This window comes from Pseudoclavibacter sp. AY1F1 (assembly GCF_002931075.1).
GTDB lineage: Bacteria > Actinomycetota > Actinomycetes > Actinomycetales > Microbacteriaceae > Pseudoclavibacter.
Genome location: NZ_PSTQ01000011.1, coordinates 103983 through 127256, shown reverse-complemented (window position 1 = coordinate 127256; position 23274 = coordinate 103983). Strand labels below are relative to the sequence as shown.

Here is a 23274-nt window from a genome sequence, read left to right as displayed (position 1 = left end):
CTCGGCACAAGTTCTGCCGTCCGCGTCTGTCCCGCCGTCGGCCCCGCGTCCGCCCGCACCGCAGGCGGGAACACGGGCGCCTGCGGTGCGGGCGGACGCGGGGCCGACGGCGGGACAGACGCGGACGGCAGAACTTGTGCCGAGGGCAGGATCGGAGCGGACGGCAGAACCGGAGCGGAGGGCGGAATCGAGGCGGAGGGCGGAGTCGAGGCGGACGCCGGAACCGGAGCCGCGGGCGGGACCGGAGCAGACGCCGGAACGGGAGCCGCGGGCGGGACCGGAGCGGACGACGGCACAGGAACTGGCACAGGAACAGGCACTGGCGCTGGCGCAGGCACTGGAGGCGCAGCGACCCCGGCCGCCGCGTCGATGACCCTGGCTCCGAGGCGCAGCATGCGCACTCCGTCGAGGCCGCGCCTGGTGGTGCCGTTCCGCATCCGGTCATGGCGCAGGAGCACGGACGGGAAGGGCAGGTTGTCGACGAGCTTCTCGGTCGCCAGGCCGGCGACTCGCTGCACGTCGACCGCGGCGAGCACGACGCGAGTGTTCTCGCCCACTGCGGCTGCGACATCGAGTGCACGTTGGACGCTCGCTCGATCGGCCGGAGTCACGAGGCAGAGCACGTGCGAATGCTCGGCGAGGTCGCGGATCCGAGCCAGCGGCGTGGCACCCCAGTCCGTGACGGTGAGGTCGTGGGCCTCGCTCGAGGCGCGGTGAAGGCGCCACCAGGCGTCGACGTCGGCGGGCCACTGCGTCGGCGAGAGCTCAAGCGCCTCGACGCGTGTGCCGTCGAGGCCGCGTTCCGGACGCGCGCTTGCCCCCTGGGCGCTCACGAAGCGCACACGGTCGCGGCGCACGGCGGAAAGGAACCGGGCAAGCTCGACGGCGATGGTCGTGCATCCGGCACCGACAGCCAGGGATGCGACGCCGACGCGTCGTCGGAGCGCGAGGGGCACGGCTGCCCGCTCACGGAGGTCCTGGAGCTCGGTGGCGCCACGCGCCGTGAGCGCCTGCGGCCAGGCCAGCTCCAGCGCCTTCGGCCAGGCCAAACCCTGCGACCAAGCCAGACCCTGCGGCCGGGCGGAACGCGCGGGCATCGCGCTCTCGGGGATCAACGGAACGCCTCGAGGAGATCGGCGAAGATGCCGAACGAGCCGAGCGCGAGGGGAACTACCGTCAGGACAACGAGGAGCTCCACGATGTCGGCCCACCTCCGCAGCGAAGCTGCGACGACCTCACGCGGGCGCCAGGCCGCCGCAGCGACCGCGACAAGCGCGACGATGCCGGCGATGAGCGCCTTCCCTCCGGCGTCGACGAGCGTCGTCGACAAGAGCCACAGCACGGCCGGCACGACGACGGCCACCAGCAGGGCGATGCGGGGCGGAGCGAGGGGGAACGTGCGCATGCGCAGCAGAGCGACGACGGCGAGGGCCGCGGCGAGCCCCTGCCGCCACGCATCCGTCGAGAGCAGCAGCTCGGAGAGCGAGAGGAGCGCGATGACAGAGACGGCGATGACGCTCCAGGTGAGCTGCGCGAACGATTCGGCGATCGCGGCCCGCACGTCACGGGTCGAGGCTCGCTCGCCGCGCATGATGCGGTCGTCGTAGGAGGTGAGGCCGCTGAGGGAGAGGGCGGCACCGGGCAGCAGGCCGAGGGCGGCGACGCTCAGCACCGACGCGACGACGGCGACGCCGCCGCGGTCGAAGCCCGCCAAGCCCAGGAAGAAGAGGATGCTGCTGGCCAGCAGACCGATCGCCGCGCCGTACCTCGCGGAGCTCCGCTGGAACCCGACGCCCCAGACGAGCCCGAGCACGAGCCACGCGGCCATGGCGGCGACGAGCACGCTGTTCGGCAGCAGAGCGCCGGCGGCGGCGGACCCAGCAACCAAGCTGATCTCCGCGGCGAGGCCGATCGCGGCGGGGACGGCCGCACCGAGCGCTGCGCTCGCGATCGCGACTGCGGCGACGCCCTGACCTGACCGTGCGAGCCCGGCGCCGAGTGCTGCGAGCAGGGCGACGGCGGCGAGCATCCACTGCGCCGGAAGTGCGAACTCACCCATCGCCCACATCGTGGTGCCCGACGCCGCTACCCCGGCAGCGACTGCGAACGTCATTCGCGTGTGCGTGTCCGTCCAGGCATCGCGGCGCGAGGCGCCCGCCTCCGTGATGGCGTCGGTGATGTCGATGACTTCCGGCGCCTGCGGGGCGTCGTCGGCGGTCGTCACGCGCAGCATCGCCCCTGGCCGCACTCCCTGCTCTTCGAGGGTCGCGTCGAAGTCGAGGGATGCACCGGTGAGCGTCGCCAGCGTCAGCACGTCGCCGCCGCGCGGCTTCTCCTCGAGCAGCTCGAGCACGTGCGGAAGAAGCGCCCCTACCGGCTCGCCGTTGGGGAGGGCGAGTTCCGCCTTCCGCTCGGTGCCGATGACAGTGAGTCGCGTGTACGACACTCAGTGCTCCTCAAGGTTCGTTCGGCTGGCGGTCGTTCGGATGCACGGCGCACGGCCGGCGTTCGTCGGGTGGCTCATTCGACCACCGTCAGCGTCTGCGGATCGATCGTGATTCCGCTCGTCGGGTTCGTGTAGTAGCCCGTCGCCGGGTCGATGTACCAGCCGAGCCTGGTGTCGATGAGCTTGCCGTCAGGGTCGGTCGCGTAGCCCGTCGCGGGGTCGACGACGAAACCCGTCCGCGGGTCGGTGTACTCGCCCGTCGCCTGGTCGAGCAAGAAGCCCGTCGCCTCGTCCTTCACGACCGTGCCGCCCGGCTGGACGGGGTTCGCGGCCGCCGCAGCCTGGAACGCGGAGATCGCCTCCTGCTGTTTGCGGTCCTCGAGGAGGTTCACGACGAAGCTCGTCCCGAGGCACGCGCAGCAGATGACCGCCCCGAGGATGACGGAGCCGAGCATGCGCCCCACGTTGGTGTTCACGACCCGCCTGGTCGCCTGCGGCCCGTGCGCGAGTGCGCCGAGCATCCGCTCGCGGTGGGCCCGGGTCGTGTCGATGAGCGTGCGGTCGGCTTCGCTCATGCCGCCACCCCCGCTCCGACCGCTGCCGCGCCTGGCCGGCCGAGGCGCACGCGCCGTGAGCCCAGGGCGAGAACGGTGCCGAAGGGCACGGTGACAGCCGTCTCCGGCTGGAGTCGCTTCGGGTCTCCGCCGGCGAACGCCCACGTGCCGCCGACGCTGCCGAGATCCGTGACGAGCACGCCCTCGAAGTTCGGCTCGAGGCGCACGTGGGTCGGGGCGAGGCTGCGCGAGAAGTCAGGAACCGCGACGGGGCGCTGCCCCCTCGAGGTGACCTGCGGGGCCCGCCCCACGATGACAACCCCGCGGGCCACGTGCCGCGACCCGTCGTCGAAGCTCAGCTCGAGGTCTGGGCTCGAGAAGCGCTGGGGGACACGCGTGGGCGGTGCCAGCTCGATGGCGGACGGCACCAGCCTGAGCGGGTCGCGCCCCTCCCGGATGTTGAGGGTCGCCCGCGAGCCTGCGAACGGATGCCCCGGCATCCCCGTCGAGCGGGCAACTGTGCGCAGCCCCAGCAATGCGTGGCCCGCGCTGGTGCCGAGAGCCGCACGCATCCACCACCAGGCGCCGAACGCCACGACTGCAGCGGATGCTCCGACCAGTACCGCGAGCGGGGCACCGTGCACTGCGGCGAGGAACGAGAGCCCCGCGGTGACCACGAGCCCGAGCGCCACGTCGACGACGACCGACCAGGCGAGCTGGGAGGTCGCCGCTGGGAGATCGGCCGTTTTCCACACGAGTGGCAAGGCTAGTCGGCCGGACCCGACCCTGGGAGGGGAGAAGTACCCGGGGAAAAGTTGGACGACGACGGCCCGCTCGTGCTGGACTGACGTCTCGGACAAGAACGCGCGCCGATCGCGGTGCTGGAGAGGATGCCATGAAGTTCGCAATGGAAGACCAGACCCTGGTCACGCTCGGCAACAAGTCACAGACCGAATCGGACGACCTCGGCGAGCTGGTGAAGCAGCTCTTCGACGCGGCGGAGCCCCTCGCCTCCACCTTTAACGGCCCGGCCAAGGCCAGCTTCAACAACTTCAAAGCCAAGACCGACGACATCTCGAACGCCCTCAACTCGGCGCTCGCCGGCATCGTCACCTCGATCAGCGGCCAGAACAAGGCCTTCGTCGCCGCAGCCGACGACGGCGCCGCGACGCACGAGGCGTCTGCGAACTCCACCGACTTCAGCTCAGAGTCCTTCCTGACGCGCATCCGCCCGCAGGCCTAGGCGCGAGCGCTCAGACACAGACGCGACGAGAACCAGGAGAACACGCATGTTCACGAACCAGATGGATCGCAACGACTACAACATCGGCTCATCCGAGGCGACGCAGGCGAACTTCGAGCAGGTCGCCTCCCGGCTCGAGTCGGCGCTCGACCGCCGCGACGCCGACGTCAAGCAGGCCATGGCCGACTACCAGGCCGACGGCGTCTCGGAGGAGTACGCGCAGCTCGAGCAGCAGTGGAACTCGGCCGGCCAGCAGGTGCGCGACGTCATCGCCGCCATCCGCAACTCGCTCGTCGAGAACGACGACGTCGCACGCCGCGCCCTGTCGGCCGCCCGCGCGTCGATCCCGAGCTAGCGCCGAAGCATCATCCGCAGAACGCGCAGAAACGCAGAAACGGCGAGCATCCTGGAGCGGATGCTCGCCGTTGGCGTTCTCAGGGACGCACATGCGCGGGCACTCACCGCTCGTCACCGACAATGTCCGCGATGTTCTGCATCGTCATGGCGTCGTCTGCTTCCCGAGCCCGAGGTCGAGTTCATTCGGGTACGCGCCCCGACCGAGAGCGTCACGGGTCACGCGCGGCACGCGCTTCCACAAGCTTGGCCTTCAGCCATGCGGGCTGGTTGACCTCGTCTCGCGGGAACTGCTCGAGGTCCGTCAGGTACGCGACGGCATCGACTGGAGCATCTCGCCGCTGACCGAGTACGTAGCCTGCACGCAATCCGGCACCGTGCTCCCGTCTTCTCGGAGCCCGGGTGCGGCCAGCGATCACCACTCCTCGCCGACTGCGGTGGCCGCGAACGGTGCTGTGCCTGGAATCAGATGGCCTCGCCGGGCACCCGGTCCGGGCTGATGCCCGACCGCTCCTCGCGGCGCTCGATCTCGGCGTATGCCGGCTGGAGCGCAATGAGCGCCACGCTTGTGTCGAGCGACTTCAGCCAAAGGCGGCCGCCGTTGTCGAGATCCCAAGCGATGTCGCTGCCCTGACGTGCGGCTCCCTCACCGAGGATCTCCGCGAGCTCCGCGCCGAGTTGACGCCGGGCACCTGCGACATCGGCGGCACCGCTGGCGTCCGCGCCGCTGAGCTTCACCTGGATCTCGGTCACCGACTCGTCCTTGACGGAAGCCGAGGCGTTCGAGACGCGTTCGGGCGACTCGATGTATCCGGTCCGGTAGCGAGCGCTGCGGCTCGTCGACCGGGCTTCCGACCACCCCAGCGCTGCGGCTACCCCGGTCAGCTCTTGCTTCGAGACCGGCCAGCTGAGCCCCGTCAACACCTCGCTCAGGCGGGCAACGGTGCTACGGCCCGCGATGTTCTGCGTCGTCATGGCGTCGTCTACTTCCCAGGCCCGAGGTCGAGGTCATTCGGGTATTCGCCCCGACCAAGAGCGTCATGAGCGACGCGCGGCGCGCCCCTCTGCGAGCTTGGCCTTGAGCCATTCGGGCTGGTTGGCCTCGTCTCGCGGGAACTGCTCAAGGTCGGTCAGGTACGCAACGGCATCGACTGGCGCATCCCACTCTGGCTCGTCGTCGTAGTTGTACTCCGCAGAGACTGCCCCTTGGGCTGTCACTGAGACCTTCGCGCTGAACCAGGTGCCCGCCCCCTCGCGGTACGTCGCCGACCGCAGGTCCCGGACGGCGTCACGCAGGGTTTCCGTGAACGGGAGCGCGTTGAACTGCCCGTCGCTCATCTTGTACTTTCCGTTCGGGTTCGCGGCCCGCACACGCTCCGACGTGACCGGGGCGAGCACCGTCCCGAGGTACTCGGCGCGTTCGTCTCCCGGGCCGAGCAGGCCGTGCAGTTCCTTCGCGACCCGCGTGAGGGCTTCCTGCTCAGCAATGAGTCCGCGTTCATTTGACATTCGAAAACTCCTTGTTGATGGGCATCTCGCCGTTGACCGAGTACGTTACCTGCACGCGATCCGGCACCGTGCTCCCGTCCGGGTAGTGCGGCTTGATCGAAACCTCGATCGTCGTCGCGGGGTCTTTCTGCAAGAGCTCACGCCACGAGTTCTCCAGGTTGAAGTAGCTGTCGCCACCACCCCTGTTGATCTCCTTCAACATGGCGATGAGGTTGGCGTCTTCTGGGCCGCCGCCGAAGCCGTTCCCGAACAGGTGGCCGCCATCGTACCCATCGCCGCCTTCGTCGCCGATGCGCGACTGCACGCTTGGCGACCGGTCCGCGTCTCCGAGTGCCAGCTGCTCCGTGTGCGCACCGACGGTGCGGCCGGCATGGTCCGTCTCGAAGACGTGGGCGGCGCTCGCCCCGTTGGAAACCTCGCCGACGTTCGGATGCACCACGTACGTCGCGTTCGGCTGCGGGTTGAGCAGATCGGCGTTGAGATTTCCCGTCGTCCCGTAGTTCGCTTCGACGTAGACGACCTTGCCGTCAGCGTCCGTGTAGAAGTCGCCGCGGCCCTCGACCCGGTACAGGCTGTTCGGTGCCAAGTCGCTGCTGGCCGCGAACGGAGTGCGGGGCCCGGGAGCGTCCGCCTTCGGCACCTCGACTGTCTGGGTCGGCTCCGGACGCGGGTATTCCGTGGGTGGCTCCGGGTAGGACGCGGCGGCGGCCGGTCCGGGCGGCGTGCCCTCTGCGTTGGGCGCCGCCTGCTCGCCGTTCGCGTCTGGCGCCGGTTTTGTGCCAGGGACATCCTGCTGGCCGCTGCCATTCTGGTGGCCAGGGGCGTTCTGCTGGCCGCCTGCATCCTGCGAGCCGTTGCCCGACGGATGCTCGGCCTCGACCTCAGGTGTCCGGGTCGGAGCCGGCTCAGGGCCCCGCACCCCGTTCGGGCCTTCAGGAGTGCCGGTCGCACCAGTCGGGGAGGTCGCGCCAGGCGTGCCGGCGGGGGAGGTCGAGGAGGTCGGGGAGGTACTGCCGGCCGGGGAGGTCGGGGAGGTAGTGCCAGGCGGGGAGCCGGCGGAGCCCGACGGCGCACCTGCGGCCCCGGGCGTAGGCGTGGGCGTGCCAGCGCCTGGGGCCGGCGTGACCGCTGGCCCTGAGGGCGGCACCGCAGTCCCAGGCGCATCCAGCCCGAAGTGCGACGAGACGGGAGGTACCCCACCCGTCGGGGAGAGAGCCTCAACAACCCCGGTCGCGCCGACGTACGGCGTGATCTTCAGACCGTCTGGCGAGAACTTGATGCCCTTCGTCACGAGGCCGACGGCTAGCGAGCCGCCAGGGATCGCGAAGTCGGCGGCGAACCCGCCGACGCGCGTCACGATCGAGCCGACCTTGCCCGCCGTCGAGACGCCCTTCGCGATGTTCGCGCCTGGAATGAAGAAGGTGCCGATGTTCGCGATCGTCTCGGTGCCCGTCGCGACCGCGTCTTCTTCCCACGCGTGGAAGCCGTTCTCGCCGGCGAGCGCGGCCTGGTGGTCGTAGCCGATGAGGCTGCCCCATCCGGTTGCGGCGACGTTGACGCGGTCGTCGAACCACTGGTCTGCCTCAGAACCGGGAGCGACGAGCTTCACGGCCCAGGTTGTCGGCGACAGCACGACGGCCGTGGAGAGCGCGAAGTTGCCGAGGCCGCCCCACGCGGCGCCCGCCTTGTCCCAGCCCCAATCACCAGTGACGGGGTCGCGGCCGACGAGCGACGCCGCACCCGTCCAGGTGCCGTGCCAGAAGTTGCCAGCGCCGTGCGCGACCGACTCCGAGCAGTTGCGATCCTCGTCAGCCGGGTAGCCCCACGGCAGCTCGGTGGACGCCATGATCGCCTCGGCCGTGATGGCCTCGTCCTCGGTCACGTACGTGCCGGTGCTGAGCGTCTCGAGGCCCGCGGCGCACGTCGTCGCGGCCGCCGAGACCGTCTCGATGATGGCGGCGTACTCGGCGAGGAGCGACTCGTTCTTCTCAATCGCCGGGCCGTGCTCGGTCCACGGGATGTGCTCGCTCTTGTCGCCCAGCTTGGTCACGTCGGTCGTCCAGAACTCCGACGAGAACAGGCCGTGCGCATCCCAGATCGTCACGTCGTAGCCGCGCAGCGCCTCCTGTCGGAACGTCGCTGCGCGCTCCTCGAGGTCCTGCAGCGTCGCCTTTACTCCCTGGAGCTCCTCCGCGTACGTGCGCAGGTAGCCGGCGGCGCTCGAGAAGCTCGTCTCCACCTCGCTGGCCGCGTTGGTCGCGGGCGTGATCGCCGCGTACACCGATTCCTGCTCCGGCGCCTGGTAGGACGCGCCGATGCCGGTCCATGTGGTGCTGATGGTCGATACCTTCTCGACGAGGCCAGACCCCATCCCCTCGAGCGACGTCGCAGACCCCTCGATGAGCGACGTATCGAGGTCGGCGCTCTTGCAGACGAACGCCGACGGGTCGATGAGGCCGTCCCCCGTGCAGACTTCGATAGTCATGCGTCCCCCCGGTAGCCGTGCTGCTCGAAGAAGCTGAAGTCGCCGTCGGAGCCATCCGCGATGGCGCCCTGGAACTCGAGCGCCATCTGCTCCTGCCCGTTGTTGTAGGCGTAGACGGCGTTCGCGACTCCCGTGACGCTCGCGTTGACGGTGTTGCCGACGGCCGTGACGTTCGACTGCTGCTCCGTGAGGAGACCCGCGAGGGCCTCGGAGACGCCGACCGTGATGCCCCCGCCCCACGCGACGCCGGCCATGACGCCGTTCATCCCCGCTTCCGTGATGACCGTCGCGAGCTCACCCTGCGTGGTCTGCACGCTCGTGAGCACCGTCTGCACCCCGGTGGGGTCGATCTTCCAATCCGACACGTCACACCCTCTCTGTCACGGTGCCGCCGACTGCCGCGGCGATCTGCTCGGCCAGGGCGCGTCCGCGCTGCGGCTCGCTCCTTGGCACGGTCACGTCTGTCCACAGCCCGAACGCTGTGGGTGGATGCGCGATGGCGGCGACCGCGCTCGCCGGGTCGGCGATCGGCTGGCTCTCGAAGACCGTCAGCAGGGACGCTCCCGCCCCGTCGACGGCGTGGCGTACGGCCCCGTTCTCGAACGAGACGAGCTGCCCCTCCGGGTGCGCCTCGGCGATAGCGCGCGCGATGACCTCGTCGCTCGGGGCGACCTCGCTCAGCAGGACCAGTTCGATGGGCACGGTCAGCTCCTCCCCACGTTGGCGTCGCCCGTGGCGAACTCCACGGCGAGAGCGGACGCGAGGCGTTCCTGGTTGAGGTCCGTCGCGAACGCGCGCAGCTGATACCAGAGCGGATCGCTCCCTGACAGGCGCACGATGAGCGCCGGGGCGCGGCGGAGACCAACGGTGGTGACGTCATGCTGCTCGGCGAGCGCATCCACGTCGATCGCGAGGTCGCGCACGGCGCGGGCGCCGAGGAGCACGGCGAGCGGCTGCTCTGGGCGGCGAACACCGGGCAGGCGACCGACCGAGCCGTTTCGCTCCTCGACCTCACCGGTCGAGAGCAGCGCGACGTTGACGCGGTTGCGCTCGGCGAGCTCGCGGAGGGTGTCGAGCACGCGCGGGTGCGCGGCGAGCGACCCACCTGCCGTGTGCGCGAGGGGTGCGAGGGCCGCGTCGCGAATCGGGACTACGCCGCGAACGTGCTCGAGGATGCCCGACTTCGTGCGCGAGACCGCGAGACTGACGGTCGAACCGTCGCTGCCCGCCGCGTAGTGCCGCTCGGTCACGGGCATTTGCCGGCGCATCGACTCCGTGACGGCGGCGTGCGTCCAACGCTGCGCGAGCGGCTCGACGAGGCCCCAGCGGTCGAGGCCCGCCCCGCCGAGACCCGCCACGAGCAGGTCGGCGGCGCCCCCGATGAGGGTGCGGTCGTCGGCGCGGTCTCGCACGTACACATCGAAGACAAACGAAGGCGTTGTGTGCTCGCGCAGGCGCGACAGTGTCGGGTGCGGTTCGATCTCGGCGTCGGGCCTTGGTGCCCAGAAGTCGCCGAAGCTGCGGATGCGCGTCCCGCGGAACGCGTCGAACATAGTGCCGCCGTGCGACACAGCCCAGTACCCACCCGCCGCCTGGAACGCGTCCGCGACGAAGCTCGACACGTGCGCCTGGTCGGTCGTCACGAGAATCGGGCGGAGGCGCGAGAACTGCGCGTCGATGAGGAACCGCTGCAGGGGCGTCGAGAGCGTGACCCGCTCGGCCGACGCCCAGTAGACGGAGTAGCCACCGCCCGCGCCGTCGGGCCCGCGCTCGTCGGAGAGCGGGTCGATGAACGCGGTCACGAAGCCGCCGCCTGGGCGACGAGGGCAGAACTACGAACGTGGGGCACTGCGGATCCTCCGGGGAATTCTCGGATGAATCGCCAGCGTAACCACGCAATCAGCGTTCCGCGATGGGTACTTCTCCCCTGCCCGGGGCGCTCGCGCTACGGAACCCGGTGCGTCCACTCCCGCGACGCGAACTTCGACTGAGCTAGCTCGCGGGCCCTCGCCAGCTCCTCGTCCGTCACCTCGCCGGGCGTCCCGCCGTAGTGCTCCACGAACGTCGCCTTGAAGTGGTCGATGATCGCCGAGCGCTCCATGCCCGTCTGCGACCGCAGTGGGCTCACACGCTTGTTGGCGGACTGCGTGCCCTTGTCACTCAGCTTCTCGCGGCCAATGCGCAGCACCTCCGTCATGCGGTCGCCGTCGATGTCATAGCTGAGCGTCGCGTGGTGCAGCACCGCCCCGGAGCCGAGGCGCTTCTGCGCGGCCCCGCCGATCTTGCCAGACGGGCTCGCGATGTCGTTGAGCGGCTCATACCGAGCGTTGATGCCGAGCCCGTGCAGCGCATCCAGCACCCACGAGTCGAGGAACGCGTAGGACTCCGCGAACGACATTCCGTGCACAAGATCGCTCGGCACGTACAGCGAGTACGTCACCACCGAGCCGGCCTCCATGAACATGGCGCCACCACCCGTGATGCGCCGAACCAGCTGCACGCCGTACTTGTCGAGGTTCTCCTGGTCGACCTCGTTCTTCACCGACTGGAACGAACCGAGCACGACGGCCGTCTCCTCCCACTCCCACAGGCGCAGCGTCGCGGGGCGTCGGCCAGCGCCGACCTCCTCCGTGAGCACCTGGTCGAGGGCGACGTGCTCGCGCGGCGTCAGAGGGCCCGGATGCAGGATCTGCCAGTCGTACGCGCGCCAGTCGCGGGCGCCCAGCACTGCCCGGCGAACGACCACGCCGACCGCTTCCGGAGTGACGCCGAGCAGCTGCGCGTCGGCACGCAGGCCATCACGCACAGCGGCCGTGATCTCCTCAGCGCTCGCATCCGCAGGCAGTCCGTTCAGAGCGCCGTTGATGTCATCGAGCGCCTCGTCGGGCTCGAGGAAGAAATCGCCGGCGAGGTGCGCGTCGACGATCCGTCCGCCCTCAACCTCGAGGTCGACTGTGACGAGCTTCCCGCCAGGAACCTTGTACTCACCGTGCATGGAAGCACTCTACGGCGAGCCGATGCCAGGCGAGCTCACTGGTGCCACTCGAGCGCATCCGAACATTCGCGTGATCCCGATCAGCGCGCCAGCGCAGGCCTACAAGAGCGGCGGGATGCGCGCGTCCAACCACGCGACGATATCGGCGATGACCTCGTCACGGTTCAACTCGAAGAGCAGCTCGTGCCGCGCCTCCGGATACAGCTTGAGCGTCACGTCGCTGAGCTTCGAACGCTTCCGGTACACCCTCGCCAGCGCGCGCGGTCCCCGCTCGCCATAGCCGACCGAGTCCTCGGAGCCGCCCATGATGAGCACAGGAATGTCGTCGAGCTTCCCCGACGCCGCGCGCGGCGGGAGATGCACGAGCTGCACCGCACCCCGCAGACCCCACACCGGCTGCTCGGAGATGCGGAAGCACAACTCGTCGTCAGCGAACTTCCGCCGCTGCGCAGCGTCACGCGACATCCACTGCAGACCAGACTCGTCAGGCTCGAATCGCTTGTTGAGGTTCCCCGGGTTCGTGAAGCCGGGCATGGCAAGCGCAGTGCCGGTCAGGATGCACGCCGAGAAGAACGCAGAATCGCGCGCGAGGAGCTGCTGCGCGAGGAACGAGCCCCAGGAATGCCCCTGCAAAATCAAGGGCATTTTCGGGTAGCGGTCGCGCACCCACGCCGAGATGTCCTCGAGCGCTTCGAGCGCAGCCCGGTTCTCGGTTGCGGGCAACACGGAGAGCCCATGCGAACCGAGCCCCGTCTGCCCGTGCCCGAGCTGGTCATGCGCGACAACCGAGTACCCAGCGGCGACCAGATCGCGCGCGTACGCGTCGTAGCGCTTCGCGTGCTCACCGGAGCCGTGCGAAAGGTGGATCACACCGCGCGGCGACGCGCACGCCCACTCGTAGACGTGCACGTCGACGCCGTGCCCCGTCGGGACCACGAACGCCGCCGGCGCACCGGACGGGTCGGGGTTCGGGGCAGCAGGACCACGCGCATCCGCTCGCCCCTGCGAGCCGCCATGGGACCCGCCCGCCGATCCGCCCTGCGAACCGGACACCGACCCCGGCACGACTACGCCTCTCGAGTGATGTCGACCTTCACGAACAGCTGCGAGGAGAACGGCCCCGCGTACACGCCGCGCAGCGGCGGCACGTCGTTGTAGTCGCGGCCGCGGCCGACAAGCACGTGGCGCTCGCCGATCGGGATGTCGTTCGTCGGGTCCCAGCCGCGCCACTCGCCATCCCAGTACTCGATCCACGCGTGCGACTCGCCGCTCACCGTCTCACCGATCTCAGCGTTCGGCCGGGGGTGCAGGTAGCCGGATACGTAGATCGCGGGAATCCCGGCAGCGCGCAGCGCGCCGAGCGCGATGTGCGAGATGTCCTGGCAGACGCCGCGCTTGTGCTCCCACGCCTCGGCGGCAGTCGTTCGGACACCCGTCACGCCACCCTCATAGGCGACCGCCTCGTAGACGAGGTGCAGGATCTCCATGGCCGTGGATGCGGGTCCGCTGTTCGCGCCCTTCACCTCGGCCGCGAGCGCCTTCACGTCGTCCGGCGGCATCGTCAGGCGCGTCTGCGCCGTCTGCTCGACAAGCTCGACGCTGCGAAGCCGCTCACGGGCCAGCTCATCCCAGCTCAGCGACAACTGCCCGGCCTCGGGGCGCTGACGAACCTCGACGAGACTCGACGCCGTCAGCGACAGCTCGGAGTGCGGGTTGAGCACCTCGAACGCCGTCACCTTCGTGCCCCAGTAGTCGGAGTAGTTGTGCGTCGACGAGTGCGGCGTGACATCGAGGTGCCCGAACAGCACGAACTGGCCGTTATTGGCCATCGGCAGCATGCGGGCCTCGTTGTACGAGGTCGTGACGTCGCCCTCGTACCGGAAGCCGGTCGAGTGGCGGATGCGAATGCGGCTCATGAGTTGTCTCCCACCCAGCTCGGGGCTGTGATCGACGGGAAGTAGCGCTGGCGGATCGCCTCGGAGGCCCGAGACACCGCGTCCTGCACGCCATCCATATAACGGGGCAGATCGGCCAGGGTGTCGTGGATAGGCCGATACTCGAGGTCGGACGAGATCTGCCCGAGCAGGCGCTGGGCCTGGTCGGTGACGCCCACGCGGCCGCCGCGCTCGTGGCGGGGCTGGATGTCGTAGAGGCAGGAGAGCGCCGTCGACACCGAGTACTGGATCGACCGAGGGAACAGCCGGTCGAGGAGCAGGAACTCCGCTGCGTTCGCCGCGGAGGGCATGCCGTGGTAAGTCCGCAGGTACGACTCGTACGCGCCGCACGAGCGGAGGATCGTCGTCCAGGATGCGCCCGACGCCTCCGTCAGCGAACGCGTCGCGAGCAGACGTGCCGTCATGTCGGCGCGCTCCAGCGAGCGGCCGAGCATCATGAACTGGTAGGCGTCGTCGCGGCTCGCAGCCGAGTTCACAACGCCCACCGCGAGCGCCGAACGCTCGCGAACCCACGCGAACAAGTCGTGCACCTTCTCTTGGCGCACGCTGAACGGCATACGCGAGTACGTCGCGTTGAGGCACTCCCACAGCTCCGTCGACACAATCTCGCGAGCACGCCTAGCGTTCTCGCGAGCCGCGTTCACCGAGTAGGCGATAGATGCGGGCTGCGAACGATCGACGGCCATGAGGTTCAGCACGTCAGAGCGGGTCAGCTCGGCGTCCGGCTGCACATCCGCCGCACCCATGACACTCAGGAGCGACCGACAGGCCGTCGCCTCGTCGACCCACGGGTCCTCGAGGAGCAGCTGCAGGTGCACATCCAGGATGCGCGCCGTTCCGTCGGCCCGCTCCACATAGCGGCCGATCCAGAACAGCGACTCGGCGATACGGCTCAGCATGCGTCCGTTCCCTTCTGGTTCGTGCCAGCCGATTCGGCCGGCGCCGGCGCGTCTGTGCGCGCCTGCTGCTGTTGCTGGACCTGCTCCGACTGCGCCTGCGAATGCGACTGGGCCTGCGGGACTCGCCCCTGCGTCTGCTGCTGCACCTGCTGCTGGTCGCCGCGCTTCGGGGCATCCTGCGGCATGTGGTCCTGGCGGTGCGGGATGACCCGCAGCACGCCCGTCACGGGGTGCGGGGTCTCAGACGCATCGGCTTGGTCATCGAGGAGTTCCTCGACGCCGTGCGGCACGGGCTTCGAGAAGCTGCGCTCGGCGCCGACCACCCAGGTGTCCTTGGAACCGCCACCCTGGCTCGAGTTCACAACCAGCTGCCCCTCCGGGAGCGCCACGCGGGTGAGGCCGCCGGGCAGCACCCACACGTCGTGGCCGTCGTTGATGGCGAACGGACGCAGGTCAGCGTGCCGCGGACGCATCCCGTCTTCCACGAGCGTCGGGATCGTCGAGAGCTGCACAACCGGCTGGGCGATCCAACCGCGCGGGTCGGCGAGCAGCCGCACCCGCATCTCGTCGAGCTCCTGCTTGTTGGCGCTCGGACCGATCATGAGGCCCTTGCCGCCCGAGCCGTCAACCGGTTTCACGACAAGCTCGTCGAGGCGGTCGAGCACCTCCTCGAGCGCGTCCGGCTCCTCCAACCGCCACGTGTCGACGTTCGGCAGAATCGCCTCTTCCGACAGGTAATAGCGGATGAGGTCAGGCATATACGTGTAGACGAGCTTGTCGTCCGCGACGCCGTTGCCGACCGCGTTCGCGATCGTCACGTTGCCGAGGCGCGCAGCCATCATGAGGCCGGGCGAGCCGAGCATCGAGTCGCGACGGAACTGCAGCGGGTCGAGGTAGTCGTCGTCGACGCGGCGATAGATGACGTCCACGCGCTGAGGGCCCGCCGTCGTGCGCATCCACACCCTGCCGCCGGAGCAGAACAGGTCGCGCCCCTCGACGAGCTCGACGCCCATGAGGCGGGCGAGCAGCGTGTGCTCGAAGTACGCCGAGTTGTAGACGCCAGGCGTGAGGACAACCACCGTCGGATCCTCGATGCCGTCCGGCGCGGATGCCCGAAGCGCGCCCAGCAGGCGGTTCGGGTAGTCGCCCACGGGGCGGACGCGCATGCGCGAGAAGAGCTCGGGGAGCGTCTGCGCCATAGCGCGGCGGTTCGAGATGACGTACGAGACGCCCGACGGCACGCGCACGTTGTCTTCCAGCACGCGCATCTCGCCGTGCTCATCACGGATCAGGTCGATGCCCGAGACGTGGATGCGCACCCCGTTCGCCGTGCGGATACCCTTCGCGACCCGGTGGTAGTGCACCGAGGAAGCGATGAGGCTCGCAGGGATCACGCCGTCGGCGATGGCCCGCTGGTCGCCGTACACGTCGTCGAGGAAGGCCTCAAGCGCACGCACGCGCTGCTTGATGCCGGCTTCCGTCTTCTGCCACTCGGCGCGCTCGATGACACGCGGAACCACGTCAAGCGGGAACGGACGCTCCTCGCCGGCGAAGTCGAACGTGACGCCCTGCGCGAGGTACGAGTCGGCAAGCGAGTCGGAGCGATGCCGGATCTGCTCCTGCGTCATCCCCGAGAGGACGTCGTAGAGATCTCGGTACGTGCGCCGCGGATCCAGCTCGCCCTCGGGCGCCTCCCCCATGAACATCTCGTCGAATGGCGGCGACAGCGCCGCTTGGGATTGCCTGGTCAGAGCCTGGCTGTAGCCATCGAAAAGGTCACCCATGTCCCGAGACTAGTGGACGGAATGTGACGCTCTTGTTTCGCGGACTTCCCGCCTGGACGGCACGCCCGAGGTCCCGCAAAATTTCCCGTCAATCGAGAGATTCTGCGGGGGTGGCGCGCGACCGTCTTGCGTGATCAATCCAGCCCAGATCGCCCCAAGAGGCGGCGCAGCGGCCAGCCATCCCGGAAGTTGGCCGGGCGGAACCCGACGCACGGTGAGCGCGCGGGCGAGGGCTACGAACGAAAGACGGCGGGCAGGTGCGACCTACTCGGCGAAGACCTTGCCAGGGTTGAGGAGCCCCTGCGGGTCGAAGAGCCGCTTGATACCGCGCTGCAGCTCGAACTGGCGCTCGCCGAGCTCCTCGCCAAGCCATTGCCGCTTGAGGAGGCCGACGCCGTGCTCCCCCGTGAGGGTGCCGCCGATCGAGATGGCGTACGTGAACAGCTCGTCGGCCGCATCCCACACCGCCTGCGGCACGACGGACTCCGCTCGGTCGTAGATGAACGTCGGATGCAGGTTGCCGTCGCCAGCGTGCGCGACCGTGACGATCGTGGTGCCGGTGCGCGCCGCGACCTCGTCGATCTTCGCGAACATGTCCGGCAGCTTGTCACGGGGTACGGACACGTCCTCGACCAGCACGTTGCCGAGCGCCTCCTTGGCCGCGTACGCCTGGCGCCGCACATCCACGAGCGTCAGCGCCGACTGCGGGTCGGTCGTCATCTCGACCGTGCCGCCGTTGGCGCGCAGCACCTCGACGATGCCCTCGGCTTCGGCGACCGCGTTCGCGCCATCCGTCTGGATGAGCAAATAAGAGTCGCCGTGCGAGGCGAGGTCAACCCCCGTGTACGCGGATACTGCGCGCAGAACGCCCGCATCCATCAGCTCCATGATGGCTGGCTGAATGCCCGACGCCGTGACGGCCGCGGAGGCACGCGCCGCGCTCCCCACATCGGTGAAGTACGCGCCGATCGTCGGCACGACCCCCGCCACAAGCGGGCGCAGCTTGAGCGTGCACTCAACGATCACGCCGAGCGTGCCCTCCGAACCGACCATGAGCGCACACAGGTCGAGGCCCGTGACACCCTTCACCGTGCGGTGGCCGACGTCGATGACCGAACCGTCGATGAGCACGACCTTGAGGCCGAGCACAGCCTCCCGCGTCACCCCGTATTTAGCGCACAGCAGGCCACCGGCGTTGGTCGCAATGTTCCCGCCCACAGTCGAGATGTGCTTCGAAGCCGGATCCGGCGCCCACCAGAAACCGTGCCGCTCGAGCTCTTCGTTGAGGGCGCCATTGAGGATGCCAGGCTGCACGACCGCGAGCTGGTTGGCCGGCGAGACCTCGAGGATCTGGTTCATGCGCAGCGTCGACAGCACGATCTCGCCATGGCCTGCGGCCCCGCCGCCCGCAAGCCCCGTGCCTGCCCCGCGCGTGACAACCGGCACGCCGAACTCGCTCGCGATTCGGCACGCCGCCTGCACATCCTCGACAGACTCGGCCTCGACCAGCGCGAGCGGAACGCCGGCCGCGACCACGCCGGAGCGGTCGACGCGCAGCGGCTCGAGCGACTCCGGTTCCGTCACGACTCGGCCAGGCAGCTCGCGAGCGAGGGCATCGACGGCGAGCGCGAACTTCACGGGCTCAGGGGACATGGGGGACTTGGGGGACTGAGGGGGCTGAGGGGACTTGGGGGTTCCGGCGACAACGGCAGACATGCGCCCGATCGTAGGCGACGCGCCTGCGCCGCCACGAGGCCCGCATCCGGTGCCCGCGCCAGCTCGCGCTCGCGTCCGTGCGGGTGCCCGCGTCCGCGCCCGCGCCCCGCCGCTCTGGCCCGCGCCCCGCCGCGCCCCTGCCGCTGCTGCTGCCGATCCGTTCCTCCGCCGCGAAGAGTGGGGCAGACGCACGTTCCGCATCGCAGGAGTCTGCATCTGCCTCACTCTTCTGCCGGGAGCGCGCGCCGTGGGTACTCAGCGGAGACCGGCCGGTCTGCATCTGCCTCACTCTTCTGCCGGGAGCGCGCGCCGTGGGTACTCAGCGGAGACCGGCCGCCCATGCCCGGGCGCCTCAGACGCCGGAGTCACTGTCCAACATCAGTGCAATACGCGCGCCTGAAACCTTCCAACTGGCGATTGGCACCGATTCTGCACTCAGGTTGGACAGTGCGGCCGCAGACAGCGGGAGCAACGCGGGCAGCGGGGCTCGGTCCGCGCGCCCCGGGGCCGGAGGCCGGAGGCCGGAGGCCGGGGCCGGAGGCCGGAGGCCGCGCGCCCCGAGGCCGGAGCACGACCCAGGCCCTCGAAGGCCAACCCAAGCCCCGGGGCAGCCGCGCTATCCGCGGGACTTGATGGGGCCCTGCGTGATGGGCGCGTCCGGGTCGAAGGTCTGCTCGTACGGGAACAGCTGCTGCATGCGCGGGTCCGGGTGTCCGTTCCGGTGCGCGGTGATGGAGATCGCCTGCTCGCGGAGGAAGGGGAGCGCCTCGATGCGACCGGCGGGCGTCACTTCGTCCGACCAGATGGAGATGTCGGGGTCGCCCTGCAGCGCGTCGCAGAACTCGCGCCGCTTGCCGCCGACGAGGCGCACCCGCAGCGTCTCGATGCCACCGCTGCGCGCGCGCTCCGCGAACTCCGCGTCTGTCTCGCGCTGCACCGTGAGGTTCTGCGCTTGGAGTTCGGCGAGCACCGCTTCCGGCACCTCGATGCCGGACGTGATGAGCGGCTTCGAGCGCACGATGCGTGCCGCGACGATGACGCGGATGAGGTCGGCGAGCGTCGCGTCCTCGGCCGCGCGGATCGTGGCGCGAGCCGGGATGTACCGCATGAGGTTGCGTTCGAACTTCAGGTTCGAGACGTCAGAGACCTCGCCGAACTCCTCGTTGAACGCGATCTGGTCGCTGAGGGATGCGCGGCGGAGGCGGTCGAAGGTCTCGTAGTCCATGAAGGGTGCCGCCGACTCGATGAGCGCCGTGGCCTGCTCGTCGATGCCGCGCAGGTGCAGGGTCTGGGACTGCTCGCCGTGGTTGGAGCGCCACGTGCCGAGCGATAGCAGCGAGTTGGGCCCGCCGAACTTCGTGGCGGTGCCGACCATCGAGCGGAGCCAGCCACCGAACGGCTGCCGCTGGGGCGTGTTGCCGAGGATGTCTCGGTTCACGTAGAGGTTGCCCGCCTCGACTCGCCGCAGCCATTCGGCGATCTCGGTGCGGTCGAGCGAGTGGATGCCCGCCGTCAGCCCGTACTGGGTCGAGTTCTGCAGGCGGATGGCCTCGTCGAGCGTGTGCGTGTGCATGACGCTCAGCACCGGGCCGAAGAATTCGGTGACGTGCTGATAGCTGCCGGGTTTCACTCCGACGCGGATTCCGGGGGACCAGAGGCGGCCCGTGTCATCGAGCTGGCGTGGCTCGACGAGCCACGACTCGCCCTCGCCGAGCGAGGACAGCGCGAAGCGCAGCTGCGAGTCGGGTGGGGAGACGAGCGGCCCGACAACAGCGCCTGGGTCGCTCGGATAACCGATGCGAAGAGAGGCGACGGCGTCGGCGAGCTGCTCGTGGAAGCGTTTCGAACGCGCCACGGAGCCGACGAGGATGACTGTGCCCGCGTGGCCGGGTCGCTGTCCCGCGCTGAGGAACGCGCTGCGGGCGACGTCGAGGGCCGCCCGGTCGAGGTCGGCGCTCGGCGTGATGATCATGGAGTTCTTGCCGCTTGTCGCGGCGATGAGTGGCAGGTCGGGGCGCCAGCGCAGGAACGAGCGCGCCGTCTCCCAGTTGCCGCTGAGCAGCACGCGTTGAACGCGGTCGTCGGTGATGAGCATCTGTCCGAGCTGCTCATCTGAGAGGAGGCTCTCGTCGCAGATCGCGAGCTGCACGAGGTCGCGGGGGATGTCCGCATCCCAGAGCACCTCGGCGAAGACGGCCGCCGTGCGGCGCGTGCGCGGCGATGGCTTCAGCACAACCGCGCTTCCGGCCGCGAGCGCCTGCGCCGTGTGCCCGGCGCTGCCTGCGACGGCCGGAACCCACGACGGGGTGACGACGGTCACGGCGACGGGTTCGAAGTCTGCGCCCTGCATGCGGTCGAGCTGGCGTGCGAGGTGCGCGTAGTAGTTGGCGAGGTCGACGCAGCGGCTCACGTCGGCGTCGACGTCGGGCAGCGGGGTCCCCGTCTCGGAGACGGCGACCTCGATGAGGCGCGCCCGGTTCGCTTCGAGCGCCTTCGCCACCTTCTCGAGCACGGCCGCCCGCTCCCAGCCTGGCTTCTGGGCCCACGGCTCAGCCGCACGCTCTGCTCGCGAGAGCAGGGCATCCACGTCTTCCGGCTCGTGCAGCAGGTGCCGCTCGACCTCGTCGATGCCGAGCTCGCTGCGCGGCACTCGACGCTGGATGGAGAGCAGCCACTCGCGGTTGCTGGCGAGCGACGGGTCGGTTCCTGGCGCGTTGCGGAACGTGTTGCGCAGCAGCCTGCCGCGCTTGAGGCCGAGCACCACCTCGGTGAGGCGGGGGCTTGGGCCCGTGTCTGCGGGGTTCTCGGTGACCTCTTCGTCGTCTTCGATGACGGGCTTCGAGGCCGGCTTCAGCTTCTTCACGCGTGCCGGCCGCTCGGCCGCAGGCTCCTCGTCTTCGAAGAGACCATCGGGGAAGAGCTCGAGCTGGATGCTGGCGGTGACGGTGGCCGCGTCGTCCGCGAGCACCCGGTCTTGCTCGCGGTTCGGGCCCGAGTCGATCTGCCGCATGCGCGCCGTCGCGCTGAGGAGGCGCTCGTCGTCGGGATGCACGGCGTCGGCACCGATCCCTGGAGCGATCGAAGGCTGGTCCGCCTGCGCCGCGTCGGCTGGCTCCGCGCCGAGCTGCCTGGCTCGCACGTCGACTCGGTGCTGGAGATAACTGGCCGCGTGGCGCTGCGTGGTGCCCGTTACGACGGGTGTGCGCTCCACAAGCTCGACGCCAGCCGAGCGGATGCGCTCCAGCGCCGCATCGTCTGCCGAGCGCGGCACGACGACCCGCACGGGCTTCGGCAGGCCTCGCGCCTTCGCGATGGCGGCCGCGAGCGCGACGTCTCGGCGCGCATCCGCTTCGACCTCGACCCTGAACGCGGCGACGTGGTCGATCGCGAGGGCCTCGTCGAGGAGGCGTGCGAAGTTGGCGTCGACATCAGCCTCCGACGCGTACGTGGCGAGGCGCCAGCCGTTGATCACGGCGTCGGCCCGCTCGAGCTCGTGGTTCGCGTCGCGTGTGATGGCGACCGTGATGTCGGAGCCGAGGTCCTCGCGGCGCATGTGCGCCCATCCGCCGATGCGGCGAAGCAGACCCGGCGTCTCGGGGAACTGGGCGGGGAGGGAGATGCCGACGTGCAGGCCGCGCAGCTCCTCCTGCTCGAAGGCGCGCATGAACGCCTGCACCGTGAGCTCGAGGTCAGCCGACGACTGCGCGCGCAGCATGATCAGCGGCGGCGTCGGCGCGGTAAGCGCGGCGCGGCCGAGCGCCGAGAGCTTGAAGACGACACGCTCGAGGGTGCCGTCGAAGTCCCAGAGGGCCGGCTGCGCCTCGATGTCGACGACCCGAAGCTCGAGCTCGCGCACCTGGCCGGCGGCGAGCAGCTGCGTGTAGGTCTCGAGGCTCGCGTTCGAGCCCCGCTCCCCGAGCACCGCGTCACCGAGCAGGCGGATGCGCGACGCGGCTCCGCGAGTCGCCGCGCGCTCGGTCGCGGCGGAGATCTCGGAGGGCACGTTGCGGACGGTGTCGTCGCCGAAGAACGCCGACGTGGCTCGGCGCATGAGCGGCACCGCGAGCCACGGCACGCCTGGCCCCGCGAAAGCGCCCAGTTGGAACGCGCGTTTCGTGCCGGGCGAGAGGCTCGCGGGAAGTTTCGGAGCGAGGTCGCCGAGGCCGTTTCCCGCCGCGATCGCGTCGTCCGGCCGAATGACCTCGTCGATCAGGGAGCGGAGGAACACCTCGCCGTCCGGTCCGGCGAGCACACGATCAAGCTCCGAGGTGGTGTCGGCGCGACGCTTGGCGCGCTGGCTCGAGGCCGCCTCGACCGCGGAGGCACGCTGCGCGTCCGCCGCGGCGACCTGCTCGCGCCAGCCGCGCAGCAGCGCAAGCGCAGCTGGCAGGGCCTCCGAGACCGGGACGTCGCGAAGCTGCGTCACAACCGGGATCGCGGCGGTCGGCGGTGCGTCGTCCACTGGCGGCTTGGAGGCGGAAGCGGCGGAGCTCTCGGCGTTTGGGGCACTCGCGTCGCTCGCATCGCGATCGCCGGTTGCTGTGCGTCCTTCGGCGCGGAGCGCCGCGACGATCGAGTCGTCGACGGCGACCGTCTGGTCGACACGCGCGGTCTCGTCAGCGCTCGGAGCGTTGGCTTTCGCGTCGCGGTCAGCGGAAGCAGTGCGCCCCTCGGCACGGAGTGCGGCGACGATCGAGTCGTCGACAGCCACCGTCTGGTCGACGCGTGGGGCAGGGTCGGGGCGTGGCGCGTCGCCGCGCGAGCCGCCGGCAGTGCGACCTTCGGCGCGCAGAGCGTCGACGATCGAGTCGTCGACGGCCACGGTCTCGTTCGCGGAAGGGCCAGCTGGCACATCCGCTCGCCCTGACTCGCGGGGCTCGGAGTCGAGGCGCTCTTCGGTGTCCGCAACCGTTAATGGGGCAGAGTCGGTCGAGGGCGCAGAGTCGGTCGAGGGCGCAGAGCCGGTAGTTGGGCCAGAGTCGGTAGTTGGGCCAGAGTCGGTAGTTGGGCCAGAGTCGGTAGTTGGGCCAGAGTCGGTAGTTGGGCCAGAGTCGGCAGAGGAGGCAGGATCAATCGAGTCCGCTGCGTCCGCACCCGGAGCGTCGGCGCGAGTCTCGGCGCGAGTCTCGTCGCTCGCATCCCAGCCGCCATCGCGCTTCGCGAGCACCTGCTTCACAAAATCGGCGCGCTGCACCCGCCTGGCGTCGACCTCCTCGAGACCGCGTGCACGGCGATCAGTGTCGCCGCGGCCGCTCGTGCCGTTGATTCCGATCGGAGGAGGAGTCGCGCCGTCGTGCCGTGATTCTTCACTTGGTTCCGACGGGATGCGCATGC

Annotated in this window: 19 protein-coding genes and 1 pseudogene; 2 read left to right on the top strand and 18 right to left on the bottom strand. The window is 69.8% G+C overall.

Going from position 1 to position 23274, the window contains the following annotated elements; all coding sequences use genetic code 11:
* The 4 genes and pseudogenes from C5B85_RS19280 to C5B85_RS15305 all read right to left on the bottom strand — a co-directional run.
* Window positions 1-1049 (bottom strand): annotated as a pseudogene (locus C5B85_RS19280) (hypothetical protein); the annotation flags it as partial.
* A gap of 62 nt (window positions 1050-1111) precedes the next feature.
* Window positions 1112-2446 carry an EsaB/YukD family protein gene (locus tag C5B85_RS15315; protein WP_104286873.1) on the bottom strand — a complete coding sequence of 445 codons (1335 nt, stop codon included), beginning with the start codon at window positions 2444-2446 and terminating at the stop codon, window positions 1112-1114.
* Window positions 2447-2520: 74 nt separating this feature from the next.
* Window positions 2521-3021 (bottom strand): hypothetical protein, encoded by a 501-nt coding sequence (locus C5B85_RS15310; RefSeq protein WP_104286872.1) that lies wholly within the window; start codon window positions 3019-3021, stop codon window positions 2521-2523.
* Complete coding sequence (locus tag C5B85_RS15305) at window positions 3018-3755, bottom strand: FHA domain-containing protein (RefSeq protein WP_104286871.1); 738 nt, start codon at window positions 3753-3755, stop codon at window positions 3018-3020. The genes C5B85_RS15310 and C5B85_RS15305 overlap by 4 nt, the downstream gene beginning before the upstream one ends.
* Window positions 3756-3895: 140 nt before the next feature.
* On the opposite strand from C5B85_RS15305, the gene C5B85_RS15300 reads away from it, so the two are divergent.
* Both C5B85_RS15300 and C5B85_RS18990 read left to right on the top strand, forming a co-directional pair.
* Window positions 3896-4243, top strand: coding sequence for a hypothetical protein (locus C5B85_RS15300; RefSeq protein WP_104286870.1), 348 nt, complete (start codon window positions 3896-3898; stop codon window positions 4241-4243).
* Window positions 4244-4289: 46 nt separating this feature from the next.
* The gene (locus C5B85_RS18990; protein WP_146077977.1) at window positions 4290-4598 is read left to right on the top strand and encodes a hypothetical protein; all 309 of its coding nucleotides are present in this window, start codon (window positions 4290-4292) and stop codon (window positions 4596-4598) included.
* Window positions 4599-4809: 211 nt separating this feature from the next.
* Here the strand turns inward: C5B85_RS18990 and C5B85_RS19275 are convergent, their stop codons facing one another.
* The 14 genes from C5B85_RS19275 to C5B85_RS15230 all read right to left on the bottom strand — a co-directional run bounded on the left by C5B85_RS19275 (window position 4810) and on the right by C5B85_RS15230 (window position 23272).
* Window positions 4810-4965, bottom strand: a complete 156-nt coding sequence (locus tag C5B85_RS19275) for a hypothetical protein (protein WP_181064465.1) — start codon at window positions 4963-4965, stop codon at window positions 4810-4812.
* 97 nt (window positions 4966-5062) lie between these two features.
* Window positions 5063-5572: a DUF6301 family protein gene (locus tag C5B85_RS15290; RefSeq protein ID WP_104286868.1), complete on the bottom strand. Its 510-nt coding sequence runs from the start codon at window positions 5570-5572 to the stop codon at window positions 5063-5065.
* Window positions 5573-5635: 63 nt separating this feature from the next.
* Window positions 5636-6106 (bottom strand): hypothetical protein, encoded by a 471-nt coding sequence (locus tag C5B85_RS15285; protein ID WP_104286867.1) that lies wholly within the window; start codon window positions 6104-6106, stop codon window positions 5636-5638.
* Window positions 6096-8591, bottom strand: a complete 2496-nt coding sequence (locus tag C5B85_RS15280; protein WP_104286866.1) for a DNA/RNA non-specific endonuclease — start codon at window positions 8589-8591, stop codon at window positions 6096-6098. The genes C5B85_RS15285 and C5B85_RS15280 overlap by 11 nt, the downstream gene beginning before the upstream one ends.
* Entirely contained in the window at window positions 8588-8956 is a 369-nt protein-coding gene (locus C5B85_RS15275) for a DUF6507 family protein (RefSeq protein ID WP_104286865.1), read from the bottom strand. Before C5B85_RS15275 ends, C5B85_RS15280 begins: the two co-directional genes overlap by 4 nt.
* A gap of 1 nt (window position 8957) precedes the next feature.
* Window positions 8958-9293 (bottom strand): hypothetical protein, encoded by a 336-nt coding sequence (locus C5B85_RS15270; RefSeq protein WP_104286864.1) that lies wholly within the window; start codon window positions 9291-9293, stop codon window positions 8958-8960.
* A 2-nt stretch (window positions 9294-9295) separates the two neighbouring features.
* Window positions 9296-10393, bottom strand: a complete 1098-nt coding sequence (locus tag C5B85_RS15265) for a DUF6177 family protein (protein ID WP_104286863.1) — start codon at window positions 10391-10393, stop codon at window positions 9296-9298.
* 143 nt (window positions 10394-10536) lie between these two features.
* Window positions 10537-11586, bottom strand: coding sequence for a lipoate--protein ligase (locus C5B85_RS15260; protein WP_104286862.1), 1050 nt, complete (start codon window positions 11584-11586; stop codon window positions 10537-10539).
* Window positions 11587-11685: 99 nt separating this feature from the next.
* Window positions 11686-12651 (bottom strand): alpha/beta fold hydrolase, encoded by a 966-nt coding sequence (locus tag C5B85_RS15255; protein WP_104286861.1) that lies wholly within the window; start codon window positions 12649-12651, stop codon window positions 11686-11688.
* 2 nt (window positions 12652-12653) lie between these two features.
* Window positions 12654-13502, bottom strand: coding sequence for a transglutaminase family protein (locus C5B85_RS15250; RefSeq protein ID WP_104286860.1), 849 nt, complete (start codon window positions 13500-13502; stop codon window positions 12654-12656).
* Window positions 13499-14440, bottom strand: coding sequence for an alpha-E domain-containing protein (locus C5B85_RS15245; RefSeq protein WP_068478330.1), 942 nt, complete (start codon window positions 14438-14440; stop codon window positions 13499-13501). The genes C5B85_RS15250 and C5B85_RS15245 overlap by 4 nt, the downstream gene beginning before the upstream one ends.
* The gene (locus C5B85_RS15240; RefSeq protein WP_104286859.1) at window positions 14434-16224 is read right to left on the bottom strand and encodes a circularly permuted type 2 ATP-grasp protein; all 1791 of its coding nucleotides are present in this window, start codon (window positions 16222-16224) and stop codon (window positions 14434-14436) included. The genes C5B85_RS15245 and C5B85_RS15240 overlap by 7 nt, the downstream gene beginning before the upstream one ends.
* A 264-nt stretch (window positions 16225-16488) precedes the next feature.
* The gene (locus tag C5B85_RS15235; RefSeq protein ID WP_258070833.1) at window positions 16489-17877 is read right to left on the bottom strand and encodes an FAD-binding oxidoreductase; all 1389 of its coding nucleotides are present in this window, start codon (window positions 17875-17877) and stop codon (window positions 16489-16491) included.
* A 679-nt stretch (window positions 17878-18556) separates the two neighbouring features.
* Window positions 18557-23272 (bottom strand): proline dehydrogenase family protein, encoded by a 4716-nt coding sequence (locus C5B85_RS15230; RefSeq protein ID WP_104286857.1) that lies wholly within the window; start codon window positions 23270-23272, stop codon window positions 18557-18559.
* Window positions 23273-23274 lie beyond the last annotated feature (2 nt).

Excerpts from the sequence above, each read along its gene's own strand:
- C5B85_RS15240 (WP_104286859.1), bottom strand. The coding sequence starts at position 16,224 with ATGGGTGACCTTTTCGATGGCTACAGCCAGGCTCTGACCAGGCAATCC.
- C5B85_RS15250 (WP_104286860.1), bottom strand. The coding sequence starts at position 13,502 with ATGAGCCGCATTCGCATCCGCCACTCGACCGGCTTCCGGTACGAGGGC.
- C5B85_RS15290 (WP_104286868.1), bottom strand. The coding sequence starts at position 5,572 with ATGACGACGCAGAACATCGCGGGCCGTAGCACCGTTGCCCGCCTGAGC.
- C5B85_RS15260 (WP_104286862.1), bottom strand. The coding sequence starts at position 11,586 with ATGCACGGTGAGTACAAGGTTCCTGGCGGGAAGCTCGTCACAGTCGAC.
- C5B85_RS15285 (WP_104286867.1), bottom strand. The coding sequence starts at position 6,106 with ATGTCAAATGAACGCGGACTCATTGCTGAGCAGGAAGCCCTCACGCGG.
- C5B85_RS15300 (WP_104286870.1), top strand. The coding sequence starts at position 3,896 with ATGAAGTTCGCAATGGAAGACCAGACCCTGGTCACGCTCGGCAACAAG.
- C5B85_RS15235 (WP_258070833.1), bottom strand. The coding sequence starts at position 17,877 with ATGTCCCCTGAGCCCGTGAAGTTCGCGCTCGCCGTCGATGCCCTCGCT.
- C5B85_RS15310 (WP_104286872.1), bottom strand. The coding sequence starts at position 3,021 with ATGAGCGAAGCCGACCGCACGCTCATCGACACGACCCGGGCCCACCGC.
- C5B85_RS15230 (WP_104286857.1), bottom strand. The coding sequence starts at position 23,272 with ATGCGCATCCCGTCGGAACCAAGTGAAGAATCACGGCACGACGGCGCG.
- C5B85_RS18990 (WP_146077977.1), top strand. The coding sequence starts at position 4,290 with ATGTTCACGAACCAGATGGATCGCAACGACTACAACATCGGCTCATCC.
- C5B85_RS15245 (WP_068478330.1), bottom strand. The coding sequence starts at position 14,440 with ATGCTGAGCCGTATCGCCGAGTCGCTGTTCTGGATCGGCCGCTATGTG.
- C5B85_RS15280 (WP_104286866.1), bottom strand. The coding sequence starts at position 8,591 with ATGACTATCGAAGTCTGCACGGGGGACGGCCTCATCGACCCGTCGGCG.